Below are 25,238 nucleotides of genomic sequence, written 5' to 3' on the forward strand. Positions count from 1 at the left end.
GTCCATTGTGACAGCTTCTTTTTGATTTAACTATTAATAGGCCTTTGCCCAATAAACCAATTCTTTTGCTTCGGTTCCGCAGCATACACATTTATCGGCAATCTTCTCCTGTTCAAAGGGAATACAACGGGAAGTTGCCATTGTCTCTTCCTTAATTTTTTCCTCACAGGCCTGATCACCACACCACATAGCCTTAATAAATCCTTGCTTTTCATCAAGCGTTTGTTTGAATTCTTCTAAGGTAGTTGCAACCGATGTTCTTTCCGTCCGGTGTGCCAATGCTTTTTCAAACAAACTAGTCTGAATTTCTTCCAGGACTTCAACTACACGTGCTTCCAACTCACTTAGTGCTACGAATTCCTTATCGCCGATATCACGTCGGACAATCACTGCCTGTTCTTTTTCTATATCCTTTGGTCCGATTTCAATTCGGATTGGGATACCCTTCATTTCATATTCATTAAACTTCCAGCCAGGTGATTTGTCACTGGCATCAATTCCAACACGGATTACCTTTTTCAGCTGATCGCGAAGGTCATAAGCTTTATCCAGTACACCTTCCTTATGCTGGGCAACAGGAACAATCATTGCCTGAGTTGGTGCAATACGGGGAGGAACGACTAAACCGCGGTTATCTCCATGCACCATAATTAATCCGCCCATGATACGCGTGGAAAGTCCCCAGGATGTTTGATGTACAAACTGACTTTCACCGTTTTCATCCAAATACGTTATATCGAAAGCTTCCGCAAAACCAGAACCGAAATGATGGGATGTTCCGGATTGTAACGCCCTTCCATCATGCATTAGACTTTCGATTGTCAATGTATAATTTGCTCCTGCAAACTTTTCTTTATCGGTTTTGCGACCTCTTAACACAGGGATTGCTAGGTATTTCTCAACCACATCTGCATAAACCCCGAGCATTCTTTCCGTTTCCTTCGATGCATCTTCATCTGTCGCATGTGCAGTATGCCCCTCCTGCCAATGGAATTCTGAAGAACGAAGGAATGGACGAGTTGTTTTTTCCCAGCGTACAACGTTTGCCCATTGATTGTACAGCATTGGCAAGTCGCGATAAGAATGAATATTTTTGGAATAATAATCACAGAAAAGCGCTTCAGAAGTTGGCCGGACAGCGATTCGTTCCGTTAATTCCTCATCTCCACCATGTGTCACCCAGGCCACTTCTGGTGCAAATCCTTCAACATGGTCTTTTTCTTTTTGCAGAAGACTTTCTGGTATGAATAAAGGAAAGGCAACATTGGAATGTCCTGTATCTTTAATCATCTTATCTAACTCATTGCGAATATTTTCCCAGATCGCATATCCATACGGCTTAATAATCATCGTTCCCCGCACTTGTCCATAGTCGACTAAGTCGGCTTGTTTCACAACATCGGTATACCACTTTGCGAAATCATCTTCCATTGCCGTTATTTTCTCAACAAATTGTTTATTTTTCTTACCCATTATATAGTTCCTCCTTTTAAAATTTTAAACGTAAAAAAGCCTCCATCCGTATAAGGGACCGAGGTTTGGTGGTACCACCCTTGTTTACAGGAATCATACATCCTGTACACTTAGCCTGATAACGGTAAAATACCGCGTACATCTTCTGAGCAATAGCTTTTCCGATGACGAACTTAAAGGCAGGTTCTAATTTGTGTTTTAGGAATTCGCACCACCCATTCCCTCTCTTAAAAACAAACCAAATTATACTAATCCTTCTCAACGTTTCTATATTATTGATTTAAATATATATCCAGTCGCAGATAAAGTCAAGTTCGCATCATTTATTCCAGACTGTGTTCGTATTTTGAAAACAATTCCCCGCCCATATCATGAGATCCAACGAATGTGAAACCGGAATCATTATAAAACTGATTCAGCACTGTGTTGTGACCAATACAGTCTAACCGAATGGAACCACCAGTTTCCATACTTTCCAGCATCCAAGCCAACAATCGCTTACCTAACTGTTTGTTATGTTGATCACGCTCAACCACTAATCGATGCAGATAAAAGGACTGGTTCGGATGAATGCCCCATAATTCAGTATCCCAGTCATTTTGTTCAGGAGATAGGTTAAAAGAGGCTACCAAATTACCGGTAGTATCTTCCACAACATAGGTCGTACCTTTACTAACTGCGGATTCAATCTCGTGATTTTCTTTTCCACTATGTAAGTAACTCCACTGATTAATACCATTTTCTTTTAACCATCTGGCAGCGTTTATCAGCATATTAATGACGGCAGGGGCTTCTTCCTTCGTTGCTCTGCGAACCTGATAGCCAGCAAAAGTATTTGTTTTAAAAGTCATTTAATATCCTCCTTCCGAACTCAGTCTTAAGACTGATACAAAAACAATCTAAAGGTTGTTATGCATAACAGTTCCATCCGATAAACTAAGGTTATAAAAAGGAACCAAGACAGGGGTCAATCTAAAATGGAAATCTTAAAAAACAAGAATTTTTTAGTTTTATTATTAGGTAGAATTATAACAAACATCGGGGATAGTATCTATTATGTGGCAGCGATGTGGCTAGTATACTCGCTTGGTGGGAATGCATTTTACTCAGGATTGGCAGGTTTTTTAACATTACTTCCTATGGCACTTCAATTTATATCCGGGCCTTTTGTTGATCGCTGGCCGGTGAAACGAACGCTGATTACCACTCAGGTTTTACAAGCAGCTTTAATATTGATCATTCCTATAACCTATTATTATGATGCAATAACTGTTCAGATTGTGTTAATCGTTATGCCGATTGTTGCCTTTATTGAACAATTCGCCTACCCCTCCCAATCAAAAGCATTACCAATTATATTGTCCAAAAAGGAGTTGATAAAAGGGAATTCCTATTTTTCATTCGCCTATCAGGGAATTGACATGGTATTTAATGCGATCTCAGGCTTGCTGGTTGCATTTGTAGGCGCAATCACCTTATATCTCGCAGATTCCATAACTTTTGCGATTGCAGCTATTTTGTTCAGTTTGTTGAAAATACCGCATCAAAGCGAAAAGGCGGATTCAACAAAAAAGGGGATAAAGCAGGGGTTAAAAACCTATTTTCACGAACTTAATGAAGGGTTTTCCATTGTATTTGGTTCACTCATGGCCACTTTCTTAATTGGCTCCATTGTAGCTAACTTTGCCATTGGCGGTGCGCTTGCTGTCCTTCCAGCATTCGCAGATGAACAGGGCGGAGCAGAGATTTATGGATTTTATCTAGCGTCGATGTCAACCGGCGGGTTAATTGGAGCCCTATTGGCTGGGTGGATGGGGAAGTTCCGCTTGGGCGTCTTTTCTATATTTGCCTTTTTTATTGGTGCGATATGTTGGTTTTTATCTGCTATTCTACCATGGACATATATTGCTGTAGCCTTATACGGAATTGCCTGGATTCCGATTGGAGGAACAAATGTAATATTTGCGGCTGCCGTTCAATCAGTTGTACCTAATCGTATTCTTGGCCGAGTGAATTCAGTTTCTGCCAGTATGGGTACAATCGCCATGCCAATCGGTTCATTAGCGGGGGGATATTTTGCAACCGTTACGAGCCCAACATGGGTATTCGCCTTAACCGGGTTAGGTATCGTATTTATCTCTATTGTCTGGTTTCTTCATCCGCGTTTAAAGGGCTTGCCAAAGGCAGAAGATCTGAATCCCGAATCATTTGGATTGGATTTTACTGAAGAAAATATGGAACATGTGACTACTTAAAATACCATTAAAAATCGCGCGTAAAACCATGTTTATCGCGCGACTTTTAATATATCCATTAAGACGATGTATACATTCCACCATTTATATGAATGGTTTGTCCTGTCATATAAGTTGATTCATCTGAGGCAAGGTGTACGTATGCACCTGCAAGCTCAGATGGCTGTCCCGGCCTGCCAAGTGGTGTGTCCGTACCGAATTTCGCTACTTTATTTGCGTCGAAGGTTGATGGAATCAGTGGCGTCCAGATTGGTCCGGGCGCAACGGTATTAACACGAATATTGTCTTTAGCAAGGGACCTGGCCATACTTCTGGCAAATGCTGTAATCGCCCCTTTTGTCGCAGTATAATCAATCAATGTTTCATTGCCAACATGCGCATTTATGGAAGAAGTGAAGATGATTGTGTCCCCACTTTTTAAATGTGGAATGGCCGCTTTTGTCATGTAAAAGAATGAAAAGATGTTCGTCTGAAACGTTTCTTCCCACTGTTCATCACTAATATCAAGCAAACTATTTTGCGGATATTGGACTCCCGTGTTATTGACAAGGACGTTCAGACTGCCAAGTGACTCAACTGTTTGGTCAACCGCTTCCTTACAAAACCCTGAATCTTTCACATCTCCTTGGATCAAAAGGCATTGTACACCTTCCGCTTCCACGCATCGTTTTGTTTCTTCCGCATCACTATCTTCTTCTAGGTAGGTAATTGCCACGTGAGCACCTTCCTTGGCATAAGCAATAGCAACAGCTCGTCCAATCCCACTATCACCGCCACTTATTAAAGCAGTCTTTCCTGTTAGCTTGCCACTGCCAACATACTCCTGACCGGTTTGTTTAGGAGTAGGATTCATTTTATCCTCTAGTCCTGGCTGCTTTGGCTGTGTTTGTGCAGGTTGTCCACCAGTCTGCAAATAACGCATATCCATTTGTACATTCCTCCCTTTTAAAGGGTATTTTCCCCATTGGAAAAAATTTAATGCCAGAATGGATAAAAACTGGAAATCTTTAAGTCATATACGATATTCCTACTCACTCACCAATCACAATCGAATGTGCCTCACCCTGTGTACGCTCTGCTGCATGATATGTAGGGCCGACTAAATCTGTATAAGAAAAACCATAGGCAATTGCAGTAGTAACAAAGCTTTTGGCAACCTTAACCGCTTCATGAACCGATTTCCCTTTTGCAAGCTCAGCAGTAATTGCTGCAGAATAGGTACAGCCTGCACCACTCGTGTTCACCGTGTCAATTCGTGGTGCCTTAAATGTAGTGAATGCTGATCCATCATAGAGAACATCAACAGCTGGGCCATCTAACCGGCCGCCTTTCACCAATACATATTTCGGACCATTCGCATGCAAATCAATAGCTGCTTGCTTTAAATCCTCCACTGATTTTAACACTCGTCCATCCAGCAAAAATGATGCTTCAGGCATATTCGGTGTAATAATAGTGGCTAACGGCAATAACTGTTTTTTCATTGCATCTATCGCATTGTCCTCCAATAATTTTGAGTCAAGTTTTCCAACCATGACCGGATCGATGACAATATGTGCAATGTTTGAAGCACTGATAATTTCAGCCGTCTTTTCAATTACTTCTTGTGAAAATAACATTCCCGTTTTGAGTGCATCGACACCAACCTGTTCCATCGCTGTCGCATATTGTGCTTCAATCGCCTCAATGGTTTGCGAGTGTACGTTCTTACTTGTTTCCGGGTGTCTGGCTACTATTGCTGTGACGACACTCATGCCATATACATCAAGCTCCTGAAATGTTTTTAAGTCTGCTTGAATTCCTGCGCTTCCCCCCGCTGCGGAACCGGCAATCGTAATTACACGTGGTGGTTTAATCATGTCAAAAAATCCTTTCTACACTTAAAATAGTACAACAAGAATGAACCAAACAATCATAATAGCCTGGATCATAACCTTTGCAACTGCTCCACTTAAAAAACCGATAAGGGAACCAATTGATGCACGAAAAGCTTCTTTCATTGACCGCTTTTGAATCATTTCCACGACAAGCACTGTAACAAACGGCACAATTAATATACCAAAAGGTGGAATGATAAAGGAACCGACGATTACCGCAATACCTGCTGCCCGTTCGCCCCATTTACTGCCACCAAACTTTTTCACAAAATAGCTATTAGCAATAATGTCTGAAACGATCAGTATTACTGTTAAAATGACCATGCTTATCCAAAAAAACATCCCCAGTTCTGTCCGGTCAATTCCAAAATGATATAACAAATAACCGATCCAAATTACTAGCGGAGATGGAATAATCGGGTATATAATCCCAATGAAACTAGCTATGAATAATGCGATAATGATAATCCAAATAAGAATATCTACCATAGTAACCTCCGTTGATTACGCTGTTTTTTTCCGAAAAACACTGGATATCCTTGTTTCATCCTTTGCAAAAATCCGTCGATAATTTTCCCAGTGCATGATTAAACTAATTAGAAACAATAGAAAGGCAATCCCTCCTGTTACTGCTCCGAAAAAATATAAAGATGTCACAATAAATGCGATGTACATGAGGAATACCCCGACAACCAAATAATCAGTAACTAATGATAATACAAGCAGCGTTCCAATACAAATGACAGCAACTTTCCAATCAATAGCCAAGAAGGCACCAACCAATGACGCTGTTCCTTTTCCACCTCTAAAGTTCATCGTGACTGGATAATTGTGGCCGATAACAACAAATAAGGTAGTGAGATAGACAAGTATGACTGTCTCTTCCTTTGCAAGCCCGTGGCCCTGTATAATATATAATAAAAATAATATCGATAACGTAGCTTTAAAAATATCGATGAACGCGACAATGATGCCATACTTAAAGCCCAATAATATAGTAGTATTTGACGCTCCAGAGTTCTTTACACCCGTTTTCTTAATATCAACCTTCTTATATTTGCCCACAATCTGCGAGCCATGAACACATCCAAATAAATAGCCAATAACTACACTCAATATGTAGACCATCCACTTCCTCCTTTCTCTTCTCGTACGATCAAAATTTATCGCCACAACCCTTTTACGGTCTATATGTTTGTAAAGTTTCATCATCTTAATTACAGAATAAAACAGGTAATGTTAATTGATAGGTTGAATTTAGATTTGATATGATTTAAATAAATATATAATTATAAGGGGAACTACTTGATTGAAAAAATGGAATAAAGATATAGTAACTTGGATTATCATTATTTTATTCTTTGCAGGAATAATCATGCTATATAACAAAATGAATCACGATTATGTTGATTTGGGTGAAAATGCTCATTTACCATCCGAACTTCATCCCGTCGTCGAGCAAAACAAAAATAAACTGGTTGATAAAGCTGCAGCAATTGGAATTGATGTGGTAATCACGGAAACACGGCGATCCGTTAAACAACAGGATAAACTGTATGCACAAGGGAGATCCACAGGTGGAAACATTGTTACCCATGCTAAGGGGGGCGAATCCTACCACAACTACGGACTTGCAATTGATTACGCAGTAAGGAATAAGAATGGAACCTTAATTTGGAGCACAACCTATGATGGAAATAAAAACGGCAAAGAAGACTGGTATGAGGTTGCAGAAATTGCAAAGTACCTAGGATTTGAATGGGGCGGGGATTGGTTAAATTTCAAAGATTATCCGCATTTACAAATGGACTTTGGTTTAAGCATTAATCAATTGAAAAAAGGGGTAAGACCGGACACAAAAACTAATCAATAGACATGTCTAATGAATAAAACTATACTTAATTTCAAGATAAAAGGAGGAATCCCTATGGAACTAAAAGGTATTCACCATGTATCAGCCCTTACAGCCAATGCAAAACAAAATTATGATTTCTATACAACTATACTTGGCATGCGTCTTGTCAAAAAAACGATCAACCAGGATGATCCATCTGTTTATCATCTATTTTACGCGGATGAGGCTGGAAATCCTGGAACTGATTTAACTTTCTTTGAAATACCACATGCTGGTACAACCTATCAAGGTACAGGCAGTATTTCCGGAACTTCTTTACGTGTCCCAGATGATAAGGCTTTGGAGTTTTGGGAAAGCCGTTTCTCGGAATTCGATGTAGACCATGACGGAATTAAGGAACAGTATGGACGAAAGATTATTTCGTTTCGTGATCCCGAACGGCAACGATTGATGCTGGTATCTGATGAAGCAAACATTGGGGTAAAGGGCGGGAAAACGTGGGTTCACAGCAGTGTTCCTGCAGACAAGGGAATAATTGGCCTTGGCCCCGTTAAGCTTACTGTAAAAAGTGCCGCACCAACTACAGCAATTTTGACGGAGATTCTAACATTCAAACAAACAGGTTCCTATCCTTCAATAATAGATGGTCAAAATGAAATCCTTGTATTTTCAACTGGCGAAGGTGGAACAGGTGCAGAAGTGCATATTGAAACTAGAGATGACCTGCCAAAAGAGCGACCTGGGCGCGGGAGTGTTCATCACGTTGCTTTTCGTGTCGACAATGAAGATGAATTAGCAAAATGGAAAGACCGGTTGGTTGCAGCCCGCCTGCCAAATTCCGGATTAGTTGATCGCTTTTATTTCAAATCACTCTACTTTAGGGAACCAAATGGTATTTTATTTGAATTAGCAACGGATGGTCCGGGCTTTAATACTGATGAGGATGATGAACACTTAGGTGAGTCATTAGCTCTGCCGCCACTGTTTGAAGATCGTCGTAAAGAAATTGAAACGAACCTAAAGCCACTGGATACGAAGAGGCCACATAATTAATCTAATTAATTACACCCAAAAACGCTTGAGGATGCACCGAACTTAAACTGCACCCCAAGCGTTTTTATTTCACCTATTTATGATAATCACTTGTCCTGTCTTCATTCCCATCTTCTTCCGGTAACGCATCAATTGAGTGCTTAAAGGCGTAACCTTTATTAATGGCGATTAACGTCAATGCTAGCACAGTCAGCATAATAATAATCCCTAAAACGATATAGCCTGTCATACACGGATCTCCCTATTTCAGATATTTTTCATAACGATTATTTTTATAATTCCAGCCTTTTCGCTCGAAAAAGTCAATAACATCTAAATGGTCCGCGGATATTTCAGCACGCATAGATTTCATCCCCTGCAGAATAGCAAATTGTTCCACTTTCCTGTATAAATGTTCATTTAATCCTTTTTTCTTATCACTATCATTAATCGTAAACTTTTTGATTTCCACTACCTTTTTTTCCCGGTCCACCAGAAAGAATAAAAATGCTTTGACTTCTAGGGACTTTTCTACAAGAAACCACCTTGAGTTCGAGTTACATAGGGATTTTTTATAGATATTCTCTTCTAGTATACTATCATTAACGTTCAGGTGCATATTCTTTTCTGAACCATCCAATTGCTTGATTACCTGATAATCACTTTTCAACGCTTCTCTGATTTTATACATGTTCGTGCCCCTTACGCATTCTCAAACGGTTTGATTACCCCATAAATTGTTTCAGTATACGGCATTTCTACACCAACCGCTTTGGCTAATCGAATTGCACCACCGTGCAGATGGTCAACTTCCAATGTCATTCCCTTTCTTAGATCCTGATGCATAGATGATGTCGCTTCGTCTGGCAGTCCACGTAACTTATTTTTAGCTTCTTCCACGTCTTCTTCCGTAATCTTTACCTTATATGCCTTGGCAAGCGTCTGCATTTCATGTAGCAGCATGTCAACAATCCGGATTGTTTCCGCTTCCTTGCGAATTGGACCAATAGATAGATTGGTTGCTGTTGTGATCCCTGAAAAGGCGTTAATAAACATATACTTCTTCCAAAGCTCAGTTAGAATCGCATCAGTATTATTTCCAGAGATGTTTGTTTTCTTCAATAGTTCATCAAGTTCCTTACAAATCGTTGTTTGTGTTGGTTCCAATGGTCCAAAAATCAGATTATCGAAGTCACTTGAATGAATAACATGCCCATCCTCATTTAATGTTGCAATAATAAATGAAAGCCCTCCAAGCACGGAATCTTTGCCAAGCTGATCCTGCAGCATACTGACATGCTCAATCCCATTTAAAATTGGCAGCACATATGCACCATTTTCAGTTAAACTTTTTAAGTCATTTATTGTCCCCTGAACATGATAGCCTTTCACACATACTAATACTAGGTCCGCGTGACTGATTTCAGTAACGTCCGTCACATATTTCGGATTATCAATCCTGTAGTCTCCCTTTGGGCTTGCTACCTTGATTCCCTTTGTTTTTAATTGTTTGGCTCTTCCTTCCCGGACCAGAAATGTTACATTTGCTCCACCCTCATGAAAACGACTTCCGAAATAAGCTCCAAGTGCTCCAGCACCAATTATGACAATATCCACTACAAACCCCTCCTTCAAGTACATTCTATTACATCCAATCGTACCTTGTTTACAGTGAATTTGTCCATTATCTGCTTTTCGGAACTAAATATGAAGCATATCCATGTATATTAAACATATGATTAGGAATTAACAGTATAATACAGCTTAATAGTTTTATAGAATATATTTGCCTATTTATTTAAAATTATCAAAATATACAGCGTTTGAGAATAATTCGATATATCGCTAATATTAAAGAGTGTCTGCTTGAACATACTTTTTTTTAGCAGAAATGAGGTCATTTGTACCTAGTTTAATAGTCACACTGTACATTTTCAGTAAAGCATTAATCAAAACATAGAACTTTACTTAATGCTTTTTCAAAAAATAAGGGGAGGTTTTTTAGATTATGAAAAAAATAGGCTTGGCAGCTGTCTTTTGTTTTGCCTTACTGTTACTGGCAGCATGTGGTTCAGAAGAATCAAGCGGCAGCAGTGATGGCGGCAGCGAAGATTTACTTGCAAAATTAAAAGAGAAGGGAACTGTTACCGTTGGCTTTGCCAATGAGAAGCCTTATGCATATCAAGAAGGCGGTGAATTAAAGGGAGCTGCAGTGGATATCGCAACTGCAGTTTTCAAAGAGCTAGGCATAGATAAGGTAGAGGGAAAACTAGCTGATTTCAGTCAGTTGATACCTGGTCTGAATGCAGGGAAGTTTGATGTCATTACAGCCGGTATGGCAATTAATCCAGACCGCTGTAAAAATGCCGATTTCGGTGAACCGGAAATGATGTATGGTGAAGGATTAGTTGTCCAAAAAGGCAATCCGTTAGATCTACACAGCTATAAGGATATTGCGGAAAGTAAAGACGCAACTGTATCAATCATGCAGGGTGCAACTGAGAACGAGTATGTTAAATCAGAAGGAGTAAGTGAAGGTCAAATTCAAAGTGCTCCAGATATACCGGCAACATTCTCAGCAGTATCATCCGGCCGTGCATCTGCTACAACCGGTACTGAAATGTCACTTAAGATGGCATTAGAATCATCTAAATCCGATAATCTGGAATTTGTAACTGATTTCGAACAACCTGATATAAAAGGAATTCCAAGCTACGGCGCTGCAGCATTCCATAAAGATGCTGACAAATTACGTGAAGCTTATAATGAAAAATTAGCTGAACTAAAAGAAGATGGGACCGTTAAAGAACTTCTGGAAGCAAATGGATTCAGTGCTGAAAATAATTCCGTGCCAGAAGGAATCACTACAGAAAAAGTTTGCAGTGGTGAAGCTTACTAAACTATAAATAAATTGAACACTCCATAGGGTCTGGCTCCCTCACCCAAGGGAGCAAAGACCCTATGTTTTACTTTTCACTACAACAAAAGGGAGTGATTATCATTGATGCTATAATTGAAATTTTCCCCGTTTTATTAAAAGGCGTAGAGATAACGGTAACCGTTCTACTAGCCTCCATAGTCTTAGGTTATTTAACAGCCTTTGTCGCTGGATTCTGCCGCCTTTCAAATAACATTGTCCTCCGAAAATTAACTGGCATTTATGTAGAGGTTTTTCGCGGAACATCCTTAATCGTGCAATTATTTTGGCTATATTATGCATTGCCAATTTTGTTTGGAATCGATATTGGCAGTAACTTTTGGGCTGGTGTATTGGCAATCTCATTAAATTATGGTGCATACATGTCGGAAATCGTCCGGGGATCGATTTTGTCTGTTGCCAAAGGACAAACAGAAGCCGCCACTGCATTAAATATGTCGGCATTTCAGCGAATGAGACTTGTTATTTTTCCTCAAGCATTGCGTATGATGCTTCCGGAGTTTGGTAACTATCTTATCTTAATGCTGAAATCTACTTCACTTGTTTCATTAATTGGCATGACAGATATTTTATATTATGGAGATCTTCTAAGAAGTTCCAATCTATCTCAGGCGCCTACCGTTTATCTGTTAGTACTCGTATTCTATTTCATTCTTGCCCTCCCATTAATCTGGCTTACAAAGAAAATGGAAAAGGCATCTAAGAAAGGGGTGGCGAATTAATGAATAATTGGAGCTGGGATATCTTTTTCGATGCATTCCCTATGGTAGTACAGGGTCTTGGGATAACAATCGGATTAACCATTGCCTGTTATGTGTTCGCGTTAATCTTTGGATTCTTCTGGACGCTGGTTAAACAGATCCCAATTAGGCCAATCAGATGGGTGCTGTCCTGGATTATGGAATTCATTCGATCCACACCACCACTGGTACAATTATTTTTTATCTACTATGCATGGCCAATGGTACCTGTTATCGGGGTGACACTAGACCCATTTACAAGTGCCGTTCTTGGTCTGGGTATACACTACAGCACATATATCGGAGAAGTCTATCGAACTGGAATTGACAGTGTAGATAAAGGGCAATGGGAGGCTTCCAGGGCATTAAACTTTTCAACCGGGAGAAAATGGACAAAAATTATTCTGCCGCAGGCGATACCACCCACCATTCCAATGCTCGGGAATTACTTAATTATAATGTTTAAAGAGGTTCCACTAGCATCAACAGTTGGTGTCGTTGGTATTCTGGCAATGGCAAATAATTACGGTGCTGAGCACTGGAAGTACCTGGAACCCCTAACAATAGTCGCAATTTTATTCCTTGTGCTGAGCTATCCATCAGCCTTATTGGTCAATAAACTCGAACGTAAGTTTAACCGACGCTTTGATAAAAAAGCAGCAACAGGAGTTAAATCTAATTAAAAGAAAGGCTGATTGTTGTTTTTGACACAACATCCATAAACTGCGACGTATGCGCCGGGTTGATTTCCGCTGCGGACCGTTGCTTTCCGCGGGCACGGCTTCAGCCTCCTTGCCCCGAGGGCACTGAAAAAGGTAACGTTAATACACAAATAGGTGGATCTATCATCGCATCTTGAATATACTGCGCTTTCCGCGGGCGAGTGACGAGCCTCCTCGGACTGCCGTCCTGCGGGGTCTCGCCGATCTCTCACTTCCCGCAGGAGTCTCCGTATATTCAAGATGCTAAGTAAAGGTGAAAAGCTATATTTTTAAAATCCACCACTTTTTCAGTGCCCTTCCTTGCCCCGGCAAGGAGGCTCATCAGCTGCCCACGGAAAGCGCAGTGTTTTTCCGTAGCGGTCGCTAGGCCACCAAACATGATTTTTAGTTATGTCGCAATTTATATCAACTGCGGTAATAGTAGCAACAAACTATGCGAAAACAGTAAAAATAGAAAAGGAGTAGTGATGTAATGTCTGAACCAATTGTTCGTTATCAGGACGTGCATAAATCATTTGGTGATGTTGAAGTATTAAAAGGCATCGATTTAGACATAAAGCCGGCGGAAAAAGTCGCAGTCATCGGACCAAGCGGATCTGGTAAAACAACCATTATCCGGATGCTGATGACACTGGAACAGCCAACTGCAGGCAGTATTATTGTCGATGGAAAAAACCTGTGGCATATGAAAAAAGGGGATCAGCTTGTACCGGCCAATGAGAAACATTTACGGCAAGTGCGCGGCGATATCGGAATGGTGTTCCAACACTTTAATCTTTTCCCGCATATGACTATTTTAGAAAATTGCATGTCAGCACCCGTACATGTTCAAAAAGAGGATAAAAGTTCAGCTAGGGAACGTTCGATTGAAATGTTGGAAAAGGTTGGACTAGGGGATAAACTCGATAACTATCCAAGTCAGCTTTCAGGTGGACAAAAACAGCGTGTAGCAATGGCTCGCGCCCTTGTTATGCGTCCCAAAATTATGTTATTTGATGAGGTTACCTCTGCATTGGACCCTGAATTAGTCGGTGAGGTATTAGAAGTAATTCGGGAAATCGCCAAGGAAGGTGAAATGGCAATGGTTCTCGTTACCCACGAAATGGAATTTGCCCGAGACATTGCCGATCGCATTGTTTTTCTCGACAATGGTGTAATTGCTGAACAGGGACCACCAATGGAGGTTCTCGAAAACTCAGAAAATGAACGGCTGCAAAGCTTCTTGCATCGATTCAGGACATGAGTTCAATAAATAAGGTCAAGCATTTCGTCTAGCAATGTACAAACTGGAATATGAAAGTGCTGATTTTAACTTTAAAATTAGACTGATTAAAACAATCCAGCCGGGAATCAGCTTGGGTCCGCACTTCTTGGGCACTTCACTAGACAAATTTTACTTTGTTCCTTTTAGAAAATCGGCATTTGCCTTAACAGCAAATGCCGATTTTCTTAGGTTACAGGTCTTCCCCAATTATCTTTACTTCACGTTCCAAATTGACGCCAAATTTTGATTTAACCGTATTCTGAACGAAATGTATAAGATCAATATACTCTTTTGCTGATGAGTCATCAACGTTTACGATGAATCCTGCATGCTTTAGTGATACTTGAGCCCCGCCGATTTGTTTGCCCTGCAGTTCACTGTCCTGGATTAGTTTCCCGGCAAAATAGCCTGGTGGCCGTTTAAACACACTACCACAAGATGGGTATTCTAACGGTTGCTTTGATTCCCTTTTAAATGTCAGGTCATCCATAATTGCTTTAATCTCATCATAGCTTCCCTTTTCCATAGAAAATGTTGCTTCAAGTACAATGTATCCATTATCAGGAATGTTACTTGTTCGGTAATCCAGGTCAAGTTGATCCGCTGAAAGCTCAAGTAAATTCCCTTCCCGGTCCACCACTATTGTACTTTCCAATACATCCTTTATTTCACCGCCATAGGCACCTGCATTCATGAAGAGCGCTCCTCCTACTGAACCAGGAATCCCACAGGCGAATTCCAGACCAGTCAGGCTTTTTGCTAATGCTGCGCGCGACGTGTCAATAATGCGGGCACCACTCTGAGCAACTACTTTTGTATTATTGATTTTAATAGAAGCTAAGTTCTTTAAATTTAACACGATTCCCCGTATGCCACCGTCTTTTACAATTAAATTAGAACCATTTCCAAGCATGGTGAAGGGCAATTTCTGTTCGTTGGCGAGCTTTACGACGCTCTGCACTTCTTCATAAGTTCCCGGGGTTACGTAAAAGTCCGCCTCGCCACCCAATCGTGTATATGTATGTTTGTTCAAGTGTTCATTCACCATCACATTTTCCTTTGGAGTAATTTCAATTAACTTTTCATACGTATGATGATAATTTTCCACTTTAGATCATTCCTTTTAAATAGTTTCGTGCATTCATTTGATTATCTTATTCGGTTATCCCCTGATTGTTCCATAGAAAGGAATGAATCAAGCGATCGACATGTTTATTTTCATGTAATTCACTATGCCCTAGTGCCTGGTTCTTAATCATTACGATTTTCAATTGATCCTTTGGTATAATCATTCGTAAGGCATTGACGCTTTCTGGGCGCGCTATCTGGTCGCCTGTGCTCCCTATGCCCAGTACCTTAAGGTTCTTTGGAATCGCTTGTTTCATTTCCCGCATCAATTGCAGAGCAGCCGAATTAGGTTTTAAGTCAGTTGCGGCTTCATCCCTGTTGATTTGAAAATAGGTGTCATTGTACACTCCATCAAACGGACTGCCGATCGTAATCAGTTTGTTTGTAGTCGGGTAAAGCGAATCATTTTGATATTCTTCAATATATTTAACGGAAACTAACCCACCCATGGAATGACCAACAATGTTCACCTTGTCAATTTGATAATTCTCCTTCATATGGTGCAGCACGTTTGCTAACCACCCGGCTTCGTCTTTAAAGCTTGCCCGATTATTATCAAAAATCACCTGAATAAAAACCGGTTTGACTTTCCCTTTATTCAAGTTATATACACGTAAGTCCCCATTACTGTACACTCGGTAAATCAACGCCTTGTTTCCCCAATTATATTGATTCTCAAACCGGTTAAGCATATTTCCGAACGAATTATATGTTCCTTTATATCCATGAATAAAAACAGTCGCAGGCAAGGTATTTTTCTGTGATCTTGCCTCCTCAGGCATATAGGTGATCACAGCAATACTGACAATAATAATGATTAATGTTGTAATTCGAATAATATATTTCTTTTTCAAAAAAATCGTACTCCCCTAGCGACTATGTTTTATATAATGTTTTTTGTTTTAAAATAACCACGGTGAATATGCCGCCAATTACAAACAATAGCAGTTTGACAATAACCAAAGGTACAATGAAAAATATCGTATACCCCATCGAAACCCACAATAAGGTAATGCCTACTATTTTCGCTTTTAAGGGTATTCCCTTACCCGCGCGGTAGTTCTCAATATAAGAACCAAGCCATTTATTTGTAATCAACCACTGGTACAATTTCTCGGAACTACGCACATAACATGCTGCAGACAGCAGTAGAAATGGAGTGGTTGGCAAGAGTGGGAGGATAACACCCAATATCCCGAGGCCTAATGAAATAGATCCTGCAATTGTCAATAACACTTTTTTCATCTTCACACCAGCTATTAAGTAAATTTACTCATCATTTTTATTATAGCATCTAACCTGTTATTATGCTTTGTTTACAACAACTATTTTATATTTTTTATTGCATGAAATATCGGGCTTTGATTCTCATAGGTTGCAATATAGCGAAACCCTATTTCCTTCAGAAGTTCAAGTGATTCCTTGAACTGGAAGGCAATCGTTTGTTCAACATGTGAATCCGATCCAAGTGTTATTATTTCGCCACCCAAGTCAAAATATAATTGTAATATATCGGTGCTTGGCATTCCATTCTGCAACCCATAGCGGACTCCTGACGTATTTAACTCAATCCCCTTCCCGGATGAAATAACTTCTTTAAGGATAGCGGAAATGACTTCTGTGAAATGATTATCTGCTGGTTCATCCTGATATCGCTTAACCAAATCCAAATGACCCAATATCGAATAATCTCGATAGTTCCTGACGCAATATAATAACTCCTGATAATATGTTTCATACGCCTCTGCACGTGTTTTGTTCTTGAAGACGTCTCCAGAGTGAAGATCCTTCTTATCAGCCGTATGCATCGAGCAAATGATGAAATCAAAGAATTCCTGTTCCATCAATCGTTGATAGCGCTCCAGTAAATATGGCTGTACGCCAATCTCTACTCCTTTTTTTATCGTTATCTTGTCCTGATATGTCTCCTTAAGCTGTTTTATTTTTTTATCATAGCCAGGCAAATCCAAGTCAAAATCAATCGTTGGATCCGGATACTCATAATCAATATGCTCGGTGAAACAAATTTCACTCAATCCGAGCGTTATCGCCCTCTCAATACTTTTCTCCATTGGTGTTGAACAATCTGCAGAAAAATTGCTGTGTACATGATAATCAAACATAAAAAAACACTCCTTGTGTTGACATTTTCTATATTACCTACTACAATAACAAATAACTTTAATTAGATAAAGCAATAAAGTAATAAAGCGAACTGAAGGTGATGCGTAATGTATCAGGATATTTTTGATAACACGAATGATACAAGTGTAGTTGACTTTTCCAAAAAATCATATCTTCTAAAAAAAATCAAAAAACGATTCCTTACCTATGGATATCGGCAAATACAAACTTCCACTCTAGAACAATATGATCTCTATCAATCAATTACTGGAACCGTCCATCCGGACAATATGATTAAGGTAATTGATTCTTCTGGTAAAATACTGGTGCTTAGACCTGATGTAACGATTCCCATAACGCGAATGTTTGCGGCAATAAATAAGCAGCAGCTTCCCGTTCAGCAATTATTTTACATCTCTGAAGTGTTCCGACATGCAAGTCAGGAAAATAGTGAACAAACACAGGCAGGTATTGAAAACTTTGGACCAAGTACAGTAGAGCAGGATGCTGAGGTAATAGCCTTGGCCATCCACACGTTACATGATTTAGGATTCGATTCCTTTAAATTAGAAATTGGTCAGGCGAGCTTCTTTCGTGAACTCTTGGAACTGCTCAACCTGTCAGATAATGCGAGAGTTAAATTACAGTCACTGATACAAGCAAAGAATGTTTCAGAGATCAAACGGTTATTGGAGCAATTGCGCATTCAGGATGACCTGAGCATCCTTATTCAGCAGGTTCCCTTTTTATATGGCGATTTCCTAGGGGTTATTCATTCTGCGAGTAAATTAGCTCTAAACAAACAAATGAAAAATAAACTAGCGGAACTTAAACGGTTATACGAAGTACTGCAGATGTACGAGGTGGAAAACTATGTGTCACTGGACCTTGGGTTAATCAACCATATGAATTACTATTCTGATATTATTTTCCAAGGTTTTGTAGAAAACGTTGGCAAACCCGTATTAATGGGTGGAAGATATGATCAATTAGCTGAACAGCTAAATGCTTCACTTCCGGCAATCGGGTTTGCTATTGACGTCGACTTTTTAGTTGATGCGATGGACCAGCATGCCCTCTTCCCAAATGTCACCAATAAAATGGACATTGTCCTGCTGACGGAACAGGCAAGGCTTCAGGAGGCTATCCAATCAGCTACCATGTTACGAAGCCAAGGGTACCAGGTGAATGTTAGAACTGATGAAAGTACAATTCCCGCTTCCACTAGTTTAATTAGATATGAAAATAAGCAGCAAACACTTGAATGTTTAAACCATACCCATTCATTTTCTGACCAAAATGAATTAATGAGGCTGCTGAGGCAACAGAAGGAGGATGAATAATGAAATACCTGACCCTTGCCTTAGCAAAAGGGCGTACCGCCGAGCAAGCTATTAAACTATTAGCTAATGCAGGCATTCACTTTGAGACATTTACATCAACAAGCAGAAAGTTAATCTTCCACGATGATAGGACAGAAATCAAAATGATTTATGTAAAAGCTGTGGATGTCCCTACGTACGTCGAAACCGGTGCTGCCGATATTGGAATTGTCGGAAAGGATAATATACAGGAATCGGGAGCAAACGTATACGATATGATGGATTTAAAATTTGGCTCCTGTCAGTTTGTCGTTGCCGGAGTAGATAAGAATAAATATACAGATGCACAAAGGATAACTGTCGCAACTAAATATCCACAAATCGCAACAGATCACTTCCATAAACAAGGGAGACAGATTGATACGATTAAACTCAATGGTTCAGTTGAACTTGCACCATTAATTGGGATGGCTGATGTCATCGTGGACATTATGGAAACAGGCACAACATTAAAAGAAAATGGGTTGGAGGTTTTTGAAACTGCTGAACACATCAGTACACGGCTCATTGTCAATAAGGCAAGTTTTGCTACAAAGTCAGAGCGTGTCCATAACCTGCTAAACCAAATTCAGAATGCTTTGGGGTGAAAATATGAGAATAATCGAGAAATCAGCTTTTTTAACCGATAAAAATAACCGTTCTAGCGCTTATCACAGTCAAACAGTACGTACTAGAGTTGCAGAAATCATATCGACCGTGAAGGAACAAGGCGACTCGTCACTTTTTACGTTCACAGAACAATTTGATGGCGTTAAGCTTAATGAATTGCGGGTGAATGAGCAGGAAATAGCGGAAGCACGCGACGTCGTTGGAGAGGACTTTATCCAGGCATTACAAGAGGCGAGGCGTAATATTACAGCCTTCCACGAGTCTCAAAAACAGCCCTCCTGGTTCATGGGCGAACAAAACGGTGTGTTTTTAGGGCAAAAGATCACCCCGCTTGATCGTGTTGGTGTTTATGTCCCAGGTGGAAAAGCAGCCTATCCCTCCACCGTGCTCATGAATGTAATTCCTGCCAGATTAGCCGGGGTTCCAAAGATTAGTATTGTTACACCGCCACAGGCAGATGGCAAAATCAATCCATATGTACTTGTAGCAGCATACGAAACCGGAGTTGACCACATTTACAAGGTCGGAGGTGCGCAAGCGATTGCCGCCCTTGCATACGGAACTGAATCCATTGCTAAAGTCAATAAGATTGTTGGCCCTGGTAATACTTACGTAGCCCAAGCAAAAAAATTGGTCTACGGCGATGTTTCCATCGATATGATTGCAGGACCGAGTGAGATTTGCGTTGTTGCCGACGAAACTGCTAACCCCCAGTTTGCCGCTGCTGATCTATTGTCACAGGCGGAGCATGATGAGGCAGCAAGCGCTATATGTATAACCACTTCGGAAGAACAGGGATTGACAATCCAAAATGAAGTCAACGAGCAAATGAATCAACTAGACCGTCATGACATCATTGAAAAATCTTTAGAAAAGAATGGACGTATCGTTGTTTGCAAGTCACTTGATGAAGCCTTGGAGCTGGTTAATACGATTGCACCCGAACATTTACAACTCATGATCAAAAATCCATATGATCACCTGCATATGATTCGGAACGCTGGTGCTATTTTTCTTGGGAATTATTCACCAGAAGCTTTAGGTGATTATTTCGCCGGTCCAAATCATACGTTACCAACAAACGGGACCGCCGCATTCGCTTCCCCGCTTGGGGTCTACGATTTCGTTAAAAAGTCGAGTGTCATTCATTATACAGAAAATGCTCTATCCACTGCGTCAGAATCCATTATTACGTTGGCTGAAGCGGAAGGATTAACCGCACATGCGAATGCCATTCGAGTAAGAAAAGCGTAAACGCCCGGTTAGAAGCGGACGCATAAGCAAGGGGCCGTAGAACGCATGGGTTTGGCGTTCGTAGTGGCCATTGCTTATGACGGCAGCTTCTGGGCGCTGGAGCTAGACAATAGAAAAAACTGCATCATACATTTTAACACAGAAAGGATAAATTACATGCGATCATCTTCAATTCAACGAAAAACAAATGAAACAGCCATAAATGCAGAGTTCTCAATTGACGGCACCGGGACCTCTTCCATTGATTCAGGCATTGGATTCCTGAACCATATGCTGACACTTATGAACAGGCACGGCTTATTTGATCTTAATCTTACCTGCGCAGGAGACCTTGACGTCGACCAACATCATTCCGTCGAAGATATTGGAATCGTGTTAGGGCAAGCTGTTAACCAGGCACTTGGAACAAAAGAAGGAATTAACCGCTATGCGACAATTACAACACCAATGGATGAAGCACGCAGCACTATTTCGATCGACATCAGTGGTCGTTCTTTTCTTGTCTACCAGGTTGATGGATTAAAAGACAAGGTTGGAGACTTTGATACAGAACTTGTCGAGGAATTTTTCCTAGCGTTTGTCCGCCATGCAAATCTTACCCTTCATATCGTACTGGATTATGGGAAGAACAGTCATCATATGATCGAAAGTATCTTTAAAGGATTTGGAAGAGCGCTGGACACTGCAACAGGTGAGAATCCCCGAATTCAAGGGGTTCCGTCGACAAAGGGTAAACTGTAAGGAAGGGAGATGCCGGTATATGATTGCAATCATAGATTATGGTGTGGGAAATATCAAAAGCCTGCAATTTGCCTTTGATAAATTGGACATTAAAACTTGTGTTACCGCAAGCAAAGAGACAATTACCAGTTGTGATGCTGTCGTTTTACCAGGTGTTGGAGCATTTAATGATGCGATGAAAGCCTTGGAAGCACATGGCTTGGTAGACATTCTCAAGCATGAAGCTGGGTCAGGTAAACCATTCCTCGGAATTTGCTTAGGCATGCAATTATTATACGAAAAAAGCTATGAGGATGGCATCTGGGATGGACTGGGATTATTAAGCGGACAAATTGAACGGATTGCGCCAACAGTGAAGGTCCCGCATATGGGCTGGAACACCCTCGCCCATCATCGGGCAAATCCGATTATAAGCAGCATCGATGAGCAGTCCTATGTTTATTTTGTACATTCTTATTACATTACAAAACCAGATCAAGCATCGCTCGTAAGCAGTTGTTTATATGGCGATGAAGTCCCTGCCATTGTGCAGCGGGACAATGTAATCGGGATGCAGTTTCATCCAGAAAAAAGCGGACAAATCGGCATACAACTTTTGAAGAACTTTGGGGAGATGATTTCGTGATACTTTTTCCGGCAATTGATATTCGAAATGGAAAATGTGTACGCCTTACACAAGGTGACTATAAACAAGAACGTATTTACAGTGATTCACCGATCGACGTTGCCAGACAATGGGAAAGTGCGGGAGCAGCATATATCCATGTAGTTGATTTGGACGGTGCAAAAACCGGAAACAGACTTAATCTATCCACCATTAAAGAGATTGTTCAGTCGGTTCAGGTGCCAGTCCAGGTTGGTGGTGGCATCCGTTCAATAAAGAGTATAGAAGATTATCAATCAATCGGTGTCAGCCGGGTAATTATGGGTACAGCTGCCATAGAAGATAAAGTTTTCCTCCGCGAGGCAGTATCCACGTTTGGCGGGATGATTGCCGTTTCTATCGATGCTCGAAAAGGCATGGTAGCAACGAATGGGTGGACAAAAACAAGTGATGTAGCAGCTGTTGATTTGCTAAAGGAACTGGATGATCTTGGAGTGAGAACCATCATCTACACCGATATTTTCAAAGATGGTATGTCGGCAGGACCTAACCTTCAAGAACTAAGCCTAATCAATGACACAACGAAACAAAACATTATCGCTTCCGGCGGGATATCAAGCCTTGAGGATATTAAGCAGTTACGTGAAATGGATATATACGGCGGAATAGTCGGTAAAGCTTTATACGATGGCACACTATCTCTAAGTGCTATTTTAAAGGGTGATAATAATGCTCGCTAAGCGGATCATACCATGCTTGGATGTTAATCAGGGTCGTGTCGTAAAGGGAAAAAGGTTTCAGGATATAAAGGATGTAGCTGATCCAGTTGTTTTAGCAAGGCAGTACAGTGAACAAGGGGCAGACGAACTCGTTTTATACGATATAACAGCTTCAAGTGATAACCGTAATATCTTTCTCGATATCGTTGAAAAGGTTGCGGCCGAAATAACTATTCCATTCACCGTTGGCGGCGGAATTCGTACTGTGGATGATGTGCGGCATGCACTTCGGGCTGGTGCTGATAAAGTTTCCATTAACAGTGCAGCAGTTAAAAACCCTGATCTGTTAACAGAGGCTGCATTGAAATTTGGAAGCCAATGCATCGTCCTGTCAATCGACGCTAAAACAACTAACGACAGCGAATGTGCGGTATTTTTAAATGGCGGTCGTGTAAACACAAATATGAATGCAATTGAATGGGCGATTAGAGGTGAGCAGCTTGGCGCGGGTGAATTGGTTATCAACGCAATGGACACGGACGGTGTGAAGGATGGCTATCATGTTCCATTGACAAAACAGGTTGCCGAAAACGTTAATATTCCAATCGTTGCGAGTGGCGGCGCAGGATCGATGGAACACTTCGCTGCTGTTCTAACGGATGGCATGGCTGATGCCGCACTTGCAGCGTCCGTATTTCATTATAGTGAAATTGACATACCGGAATTGAAAGCCTATCTGAGTCAGAACAATATTGCAATAAGGAGTGTATAAGCATGCAAATACAAATAGATCAACTAACCTTTGACGAGAGTGGTCTTATCCCAGCAATCATCCAGGATGCGACCACTGGTGATGTACTGATGCTCGGGTATATGAATCAGGAATCGTTAACAAAAACACTTGAGACAAAGGAAACGTGGTTTTTCAGCCGCTCGCGGCAAACATTATGGAATAAAGGTGCGACATCAGGCAACAGACAAACTGTACAAAGCATAGCATTTGATTGTGATGTGGATTCATTATTGATTCAAGTAGACCCACAAGGTCCTGCCTGTCATACCGGCGAGCCAACTTGCTTTTATCGGGATCTCTTTACAAATAAAAATAAATCAGTCAACCGAAATGTTGTTCATGACGTAACCAACAAGATCAAACAACGTCGCGAAAACCCTGTTGACGGTGCCTATACCACCTATTTGTTTAATGAAGGTATCGACAAGGTTCTGAAAAAAGTTGGCGAAGAAACGAGTGAAGTTATTATTGGTGCAAAAAATAATGATAAACAAGAGGTTGTATGGGAAATTGCCGACCTAACCTATCACACACTTGTATTAATGGAAATGCTCGGGGTATCCATTAATGATATTAAGGCGGAATTGAATGAACGTCACATTCAAAAGGAAGGTAATCAGCGTGAATAAATTTTGGAGTTCTGCTGTTGCACGAACAGAGCCATATGTCCCTGGTGAACAAATAGAGCAAGAAGGTCTTTTGAAACTAAATACCAACGAAAATCCATATCCACCCTCACCAAAGGTAGTAGCGGCAATTCAAGATGAACTGGGACGGAAACTGCATCGCTATCCAACGCCAAGTGTTGATCGTTTACGGGAAAAGATTGCTGAATTTAATCAACTTAATCCGGAACAGGTATTCGTTGGAAATGGCTCAGACGAAGTGCTTGCATTCAGCTTTATGGCCTTTTTTGAACCTGGTAAGACCATCCGTTTTCCGGCTGTCAGCTATAGCTTCTATCCGGTTTATGCAAAGCTGTTTGATATACCATATGAAGAGGTTCCGCTTAATCGTGACTTTTCACTTGCTTGGGATAAATTTTTTCAATCGGATGGCGGAGTGATTTTCCCTAATCCCAATGCACCTACCAGCCTTTATTTGGATAATAAACATATAATCGATATTATTGAAAACAATCCGAATAACGTGGTCATAGTTGATGAGGCATATATCGATTTTGCAAAAGAGTCAGCTGTCCATCTCGTTAATAACTACGAGAACCTGCTTGTCGTTCAAACCATGTCCAAGTCCCGTTCACTGGCAGGTTTACGTATCGGATTTGCGGTGGGAAATCCAAATCTCATCGAAGCATTAAATCGCGTCAAAAATTCATTTAATTCGTACACACTGGATCGATTGGCAATTGCGGGCGCAGAAGCCGCAATTATGGATGTTGATTATTTTCATGAAACAACCAAAAAAGTAATTCATACACGAGAATGGGTTACTGCCGAATTGAAAAAGGTCGGCTTTACCGTACTACCTTCTGATACAAACTTCCTATTCATTAGGCATTACAAAATAAACGCAAATGAAATCTATCAAATGCTGAAAGAACAGAACATATTGACAAGACATTTTAACAGACCATCTATTGAAAGCTATTTACGAATTACGATTGGTACAGATGAGGATATGACCACACTTATCGATACACTCACACTTTGCTTATGCCAAAAAAACAAGGCTTCTGCCAATTAAATGGTGGAAGCCTTGTTTTCGTTC

The 25,238-nt window shown here is 40.6% G+C and carries 29 protein-coding genes and 1 other annotated feature; of the genes, 16 read left to right on the top strand and 13 right to left on the bottom strand.

Features of this window, described 5'->3' with window-relative positions; translation table 11 throughout:
* Positions 1-33: 33 nt before the first annotated feature.
* Positions 34-1,473, bottom strand: a complete 1,440-nt coding sequence (gene proS, locus CFK37_RS04015; RefSeq protein WP_089060674.1) for a proline--tRNA ligase — start codon at positions 1,471-1,473, stop codon at positions 34-36.
* A gap of 50 nt (positions 1,474-1,523) precedes the next feature.
* Positions 1,524-1,744: a binding site (T-box leader), on the bottom strand.
* 52 nt (positions 1,745-1,796) lie between these two features.
* On the bottom strand, positions 1,797-2,324 hold the full coding sequence (locus CFK37_RS04020; RefSeq protein ID WP_089060675.1) for a GNAT family N-acetyltransferase: 528 nt from the start codon (positions 2,322-2,324) through the stop codon (positions 1,797-1,799).
* A 126-nt stretch (positions 2,325-2,450) separates the two neighbouring features.
* Here CFK37_RS04020 and CFK37_RS04025 point away from each other — a divergent pair, with 126 nt between their 5' ends.
* Positions 2,451-3,728 carry an MFS transporter gene (locus CFK37_RS04025; RefSeq protein WP_089060676.1) on the top strand — a complete coding sequence of 426 codons (1,278 nt, stop codon included), beginning with the start codon at positions 2,451-2,453 and terminating at the stop codon, positions 3,726-3,728.
* A gap of 58 nt (positions 3,729-3,786) precedes the next feature.
* Here CFK37_RS04025 and CFK37_RS04030 read toward each other — a convergent pair whose 3' ends face one another.
* From CFK37_RS04030 to CFK37_RS04045, 4 genes are all read right to left on the bottom strand, one after another.
* Positions 3,787-4,656 carry an SDR family oxidoreductase gene (locus CFK37_RS04030; protein ID WP_089060677.1) on the bottom strand — a complete coding sequence of 290 codons (870 nt, stop codon included), beginning with the start codon at positions 4,654-4,656 and terminating at the stop codon, positions 3,787-3,789.
* A gap of 103 nt (positions 4,657-4,759) precedes the next feature.
* Positions 4,760-5,587, bottom strand: coding sequence for a bifunctional hydroxymethylpyrimidine kinase/phosphomethylpyrimidine kinase (thiD, locus tag CFK37_RS04035; RefSeq protein WP_089060678.1), 828 nt, complete (start codon positions 5,585-5,587; stop codon positions 4,760-4,762).
* A 21-nt stretch (positions 5,588-5,608) separates the two neighbouring features.
* Positions 5,609-6,094 carry a DUF456 domain-containing protein gene (locus CFK37_RS04040; RefSeq protein ID WP_089060679.1) on the bottom strand — a complete coding sequence of 162 codons (486 nt, stop codon included), beginning with the start codon at positions 6,092-6,094 and terminating at the stop codon, positions 5,609-5,611.
* A 15-nt stretch (positions 6,095-6,109) separates the two neighbouring features.
* Positions 6,110-6,733, bottom strand: coding sequence for a glycerol-3-phosphate acyltransferase (locus CFK37_RS04045; protein WP_089060680.1), 624 nt, complete (start codon positions 6,731-6,733; stop codon positions 6,110-6,112).
* 181 nt (positions 6,734-6,914) lie between these two features.
* On the opposite strand from CFK37_RS04045, the gene CFK37_RS04050 reads away from it, so the two are divergent.
* Both CFK37_RS04050 and CFK37_RS04055 read left to right on the top strand, forming a co-directional pair.
* Positions 6,915-7,478 (top strand): M15 family metallopeptidase, encoded by a 564-nt coding sequence (locus CFK37_RS04050; RefSeq protein WP_281251603.1) that lies wholly within the window; start codon positions 6,915-6,917, stop codon positions 7,476-7,478.
* Between the two features lie 54 nt (positions 7,479-7,532).
* The gene (locus CFK37_RS04055) at positions 7,533-8,513 is read left to right on the top strand and encodes a ring-cleaving dioxygenase (protein ID WP_089060681.1); all 981 of its coding nucleotides are present in this window, start codon (positions 7,533-7,535) and stop codon (positions 8,511-8,513) included.
* 73 nt (positions 8,514-8,586) lie between these two features.
* Here CFK37_RS04055 and ytzI read toward each other — a convergent pair whose 3' ends face one another.
* From ytzI to CFK37_RS04070, 3 genes are read right to left on the bottom strand one after another with little or no spacing between them, the layout of a single operon-like run.
* Complete coding sequence (gene ytzI, locus CFK37_RS04060; protein ID WP_089060682.1) at positions 8,587-8,742, bottom strand: YtzI protein; 156 nt, start codon at positions 8,740-8,742, stop codon at positions 8,587-8,589.
* A 12-nt stretch (positions 8,743-8,754) separates the two neighbouring features.
* Positions 8,755-9,183, bottom strand: coding sequence for a GNAT family N-acetyltransferase (locus CFK37_RS04065; protein WP_089060683.1), 429 nt, complete (start codon positions 9,181-9,183; stop codon positions 8,755-8,757).
* Between the two features lie 11 nt (positions 9,184-9,194).
* Complete coding sequence (locus tag CFK37_RS04070) at positions 9,195-10,109, bottom strand: ketopantoate reductase family protein (protein WP_089060684.1); 915 nt, start codon at positions 10,107-10,109, stop codon at positions 9,195-9,197.
* A gap of 391 nt (positions 10,110-10,500) precedes the next feature.
* Here CFK37_RS04070 and ehuB point away from each other — a divergent pair, with 391 nt between their 5' ends.
* The 4 genes from ehuB (at position 10,501) to ehuA (ending at position 14,135) form a co-directional block, all read left to right on the top strand.
* Positions 10,501-11,391, top strand: coding sequence for an ectoine/hydroxyectoine ABC transporter substrate-binding protein EhuB (gene ehuB / locus CFK37_RS04075; RefSeq protein ID WP_089060685.1), 891 nt, complete (start codon positions 10,501-10,503; stop codon positions 11,389-11,391).
* Positions 11,392-11,453: 62 nt separating this feature from the next.
* Positions 11,454-12,152, top strand: coding sequence for an amino acid ABC transporter permease (locus CFK37_RS04080; RefSeq protein ID WP_089060686.1), 699 nt, complete (start codon positions 11,454-11,456; stop codon positions 12,150-12,152).
* Positions 12,152-12,853, top strand: coding sequence for an ectoine/hydroxyectoine ABC transporter permease subunit EhuD (ehuD, locus tag CFK37_RS04085; protein ID WP_089060687.1), 702 nt, complete (start codon positions 12,152-12,154; stop codon positions 12,851-12,853). Before CFK37_RS04080 ends, ehuD begins: the two co-directional genes overlap by 1 nt.
* Positions 12,854-13,364: 511 nt before the next feature.
* The gene (ehuA, locus tag CFK37_RS04090) at positions 13,365-14,135 is read left to right on the top strand and encodes an ectoine/hydroxyectoine ABC transporter ATP-binding protein EhuA (RefSeq protein WP_089060688.1); all 771 of its coding nucleotides are present in this window, start codon (positions 13,365-13,367) and stop codon (positions 14,133-14,135) included.
* Between the two features lie 211 nt (positions 14,136-14,346).
* On the opposite strand, the gene murB is transcribed toward ehuA, so the two are convergent.
* The 4 genes from murB to CFK37_RS04110 all read right to left on the bottom strand — a co-directional run bounded on the left by murB (position 14,347) and on the right by CFK37_RS04110 (position 17,407).
* Positions 14,347-15,264, bottom strand: coding sequence for a UDP-N-acetylmuramate dehydrogenase (gene murB / locus CFK37_RS04095; protein WP_089060689.1), 918 nt, complete (start codon positions 15,262-15,264; stop codon positions 14,347-14,349).
* A gap of 46 nt (positions 15,265-15,310) precedes the next feature.
* Entirely contained in the window at positions 15,311-16,138 is an 828-nt protein-coding gene (locus tag CFK37_RS04100) for an alpha/beta hydrolase (RefSeq protein ID WP_089060690.1), read from the bottom strand.
* A gap of 22 nt (positions 16,139-16,160) precedes the next feature.
* Complete coding sequence (locus CFK37_RS04105; protein ID WP_089060691.1) at positions 16,161-16,529, bottom strand: YbaN family protein; 369 nt, start codon at positions 16,527-16,529, stop codon at positions 16,161-16,163.
* 80 nt (positions 16,530-16,609) lie between these two features.
* Positions 16,610-17,407 (bottom strand): histidinol-phosphatase HisJ family protein, encoded by a 798-nt coding sequence (locus tag CFK37_RS04110; RefSeq protein ID WP_089060692.1) that lies wholly within the window; start codon positions 17,405-17,407, stop codon positions 16,610-16,612.
* 108 nt (positions 17,408-17,515) lie between these two features.
* Here CFK37_RS04110 and hisZ point away from each other — a divergent pair, with 108 nt between their 5' ends.
* The 9 genes from hisZ (at position 17,516) to hisC (ending at position 25,214) form a co-directional block, all read left to right on the top strand.
* Entirely contained in the window at positions 17,516-18,751 is a 1,236-nt protein-coding gene (hisZ, locus tag CFK37_RS04115; RefSeq protein ID WP_089060693.1) for an ATP phosphoribosyltransferase regulatory subunit, read from the top strand.
* Positions 18,751-19,377 (top strand): ATP phosphoribosyltransferase, encoded by a 627-nt coding sequence (gene hisG, locus CFK37_RS04120; protein ID WP_089060694.1) that lies wholly within the window; start codon positions 18,751-18,753, stop codon positions 19,375-19,377. The genes hisZ and hisG overlap by 1 nt, the downstream gene beginning before the upstream one ends.
* A gap of 4 nt (positions 19,378-19,381) precedes the next feature.
* On the top strand, positions 19,382-20,653 hold the full coding sequence (gene hisD / locus CFK37_RS04125) for a histidinol dehydrogenase (protein WP_089060695.1): 1,272 nt from the start codon (positions 19,382-19,384) through the stop codon (positions 20,651-20,653).
* Between the two features lie 156 nt (positions 20,654-20,809).
* Entirely contained in the window at positions 20,810-21,394 is a 585-nt protein-coding gene (hisB, locus tag CFK37_RS04130) for an imidazoleglycerol-phosphate dehydratase HisB (RefSeq protein WP_089063534.1), read from the top strand.
* Between the two features lie 19 nt (positions 21,395-21,413).
* A complete protein-coding gene (gene hisH / locus CFK37_RS04135) occupies positions 21,414-22,019 on the top strand; it encodes an imidazole glycerol phosphate synthase subunit HisH (RefSeq protein ID WP_089060696.1) in 606 nt (201 codons plus the stop codon).
* A complete protein-coding gene (hisA, locus tag CFK37_RS04140; RefSeq protein WP_089060697.1) occupies positions 22,016-22,738 on the top strand; it encodes a 1-(5-phosphoribosyl)-5-[(5-phosphoribosylamino)methylideneamino]imidazole-4-carboxamide isomerase in 723 nt (240 codons plus the stop codon). The genes hisH and hisA overlap by 4 nt, the downstream gene beginning before the upstream one ends.
* Complete coding sequence (hisF, locus tag CFK37_RS04145; RefSeq protein WP_089060698.1) at positions 22,728-23,489, top strand: imidazole glycerol phosphate synthase subunit HisF; 762 nt, start codon at positions 22,728-22,730, stop codon at positions 23,487-23,489. Before hisA ends, hisF begins: the two co-directional genes overlap by 11 nt.
* Entirely contained in the window at positions 23,486-24,139 is a 654-nt protein-coding gene (gene hisIE, locus CFK37_RS04150; protein ID WP_089060699.1) for a bifunctional phosphoribosyl-AMP cyclohydrolase/phosphoribosyl-ATP diphosphatase HisIE, read from the top strand. The genes hisF and hisIE overlap by 4 nt, the downstream gene beginning before the upstream one ends.
* On the top strand, positions 24,132-25,214 hold the full coding sequence (hisC, locus tag CFK37_RS04155) for a histidinol-phosphate transaminase (protein ID WP_089060700.1): 1,083 nt from the start codon (positions 24,132-24,134) through the stop codon (positions 25,212-25,214). The genes hisIE and hisC overlap by 8 nt, the downstream gene beginning before the upstream one ends.
* The last annotated feature ends 24 nt before the right edge of the window (positions 25,215-25,238 follow it).

This window comes from Virgibacillus phasianinus (assembly GCF_002216775.1).
GTDB classification, from domain to species: domain Bacteria; phylum Bacillota; class Bacilli; order Bacillales; family Amphibacillaceae; genus Virgibacillus_F; species Virgibacillus_F phasianinus.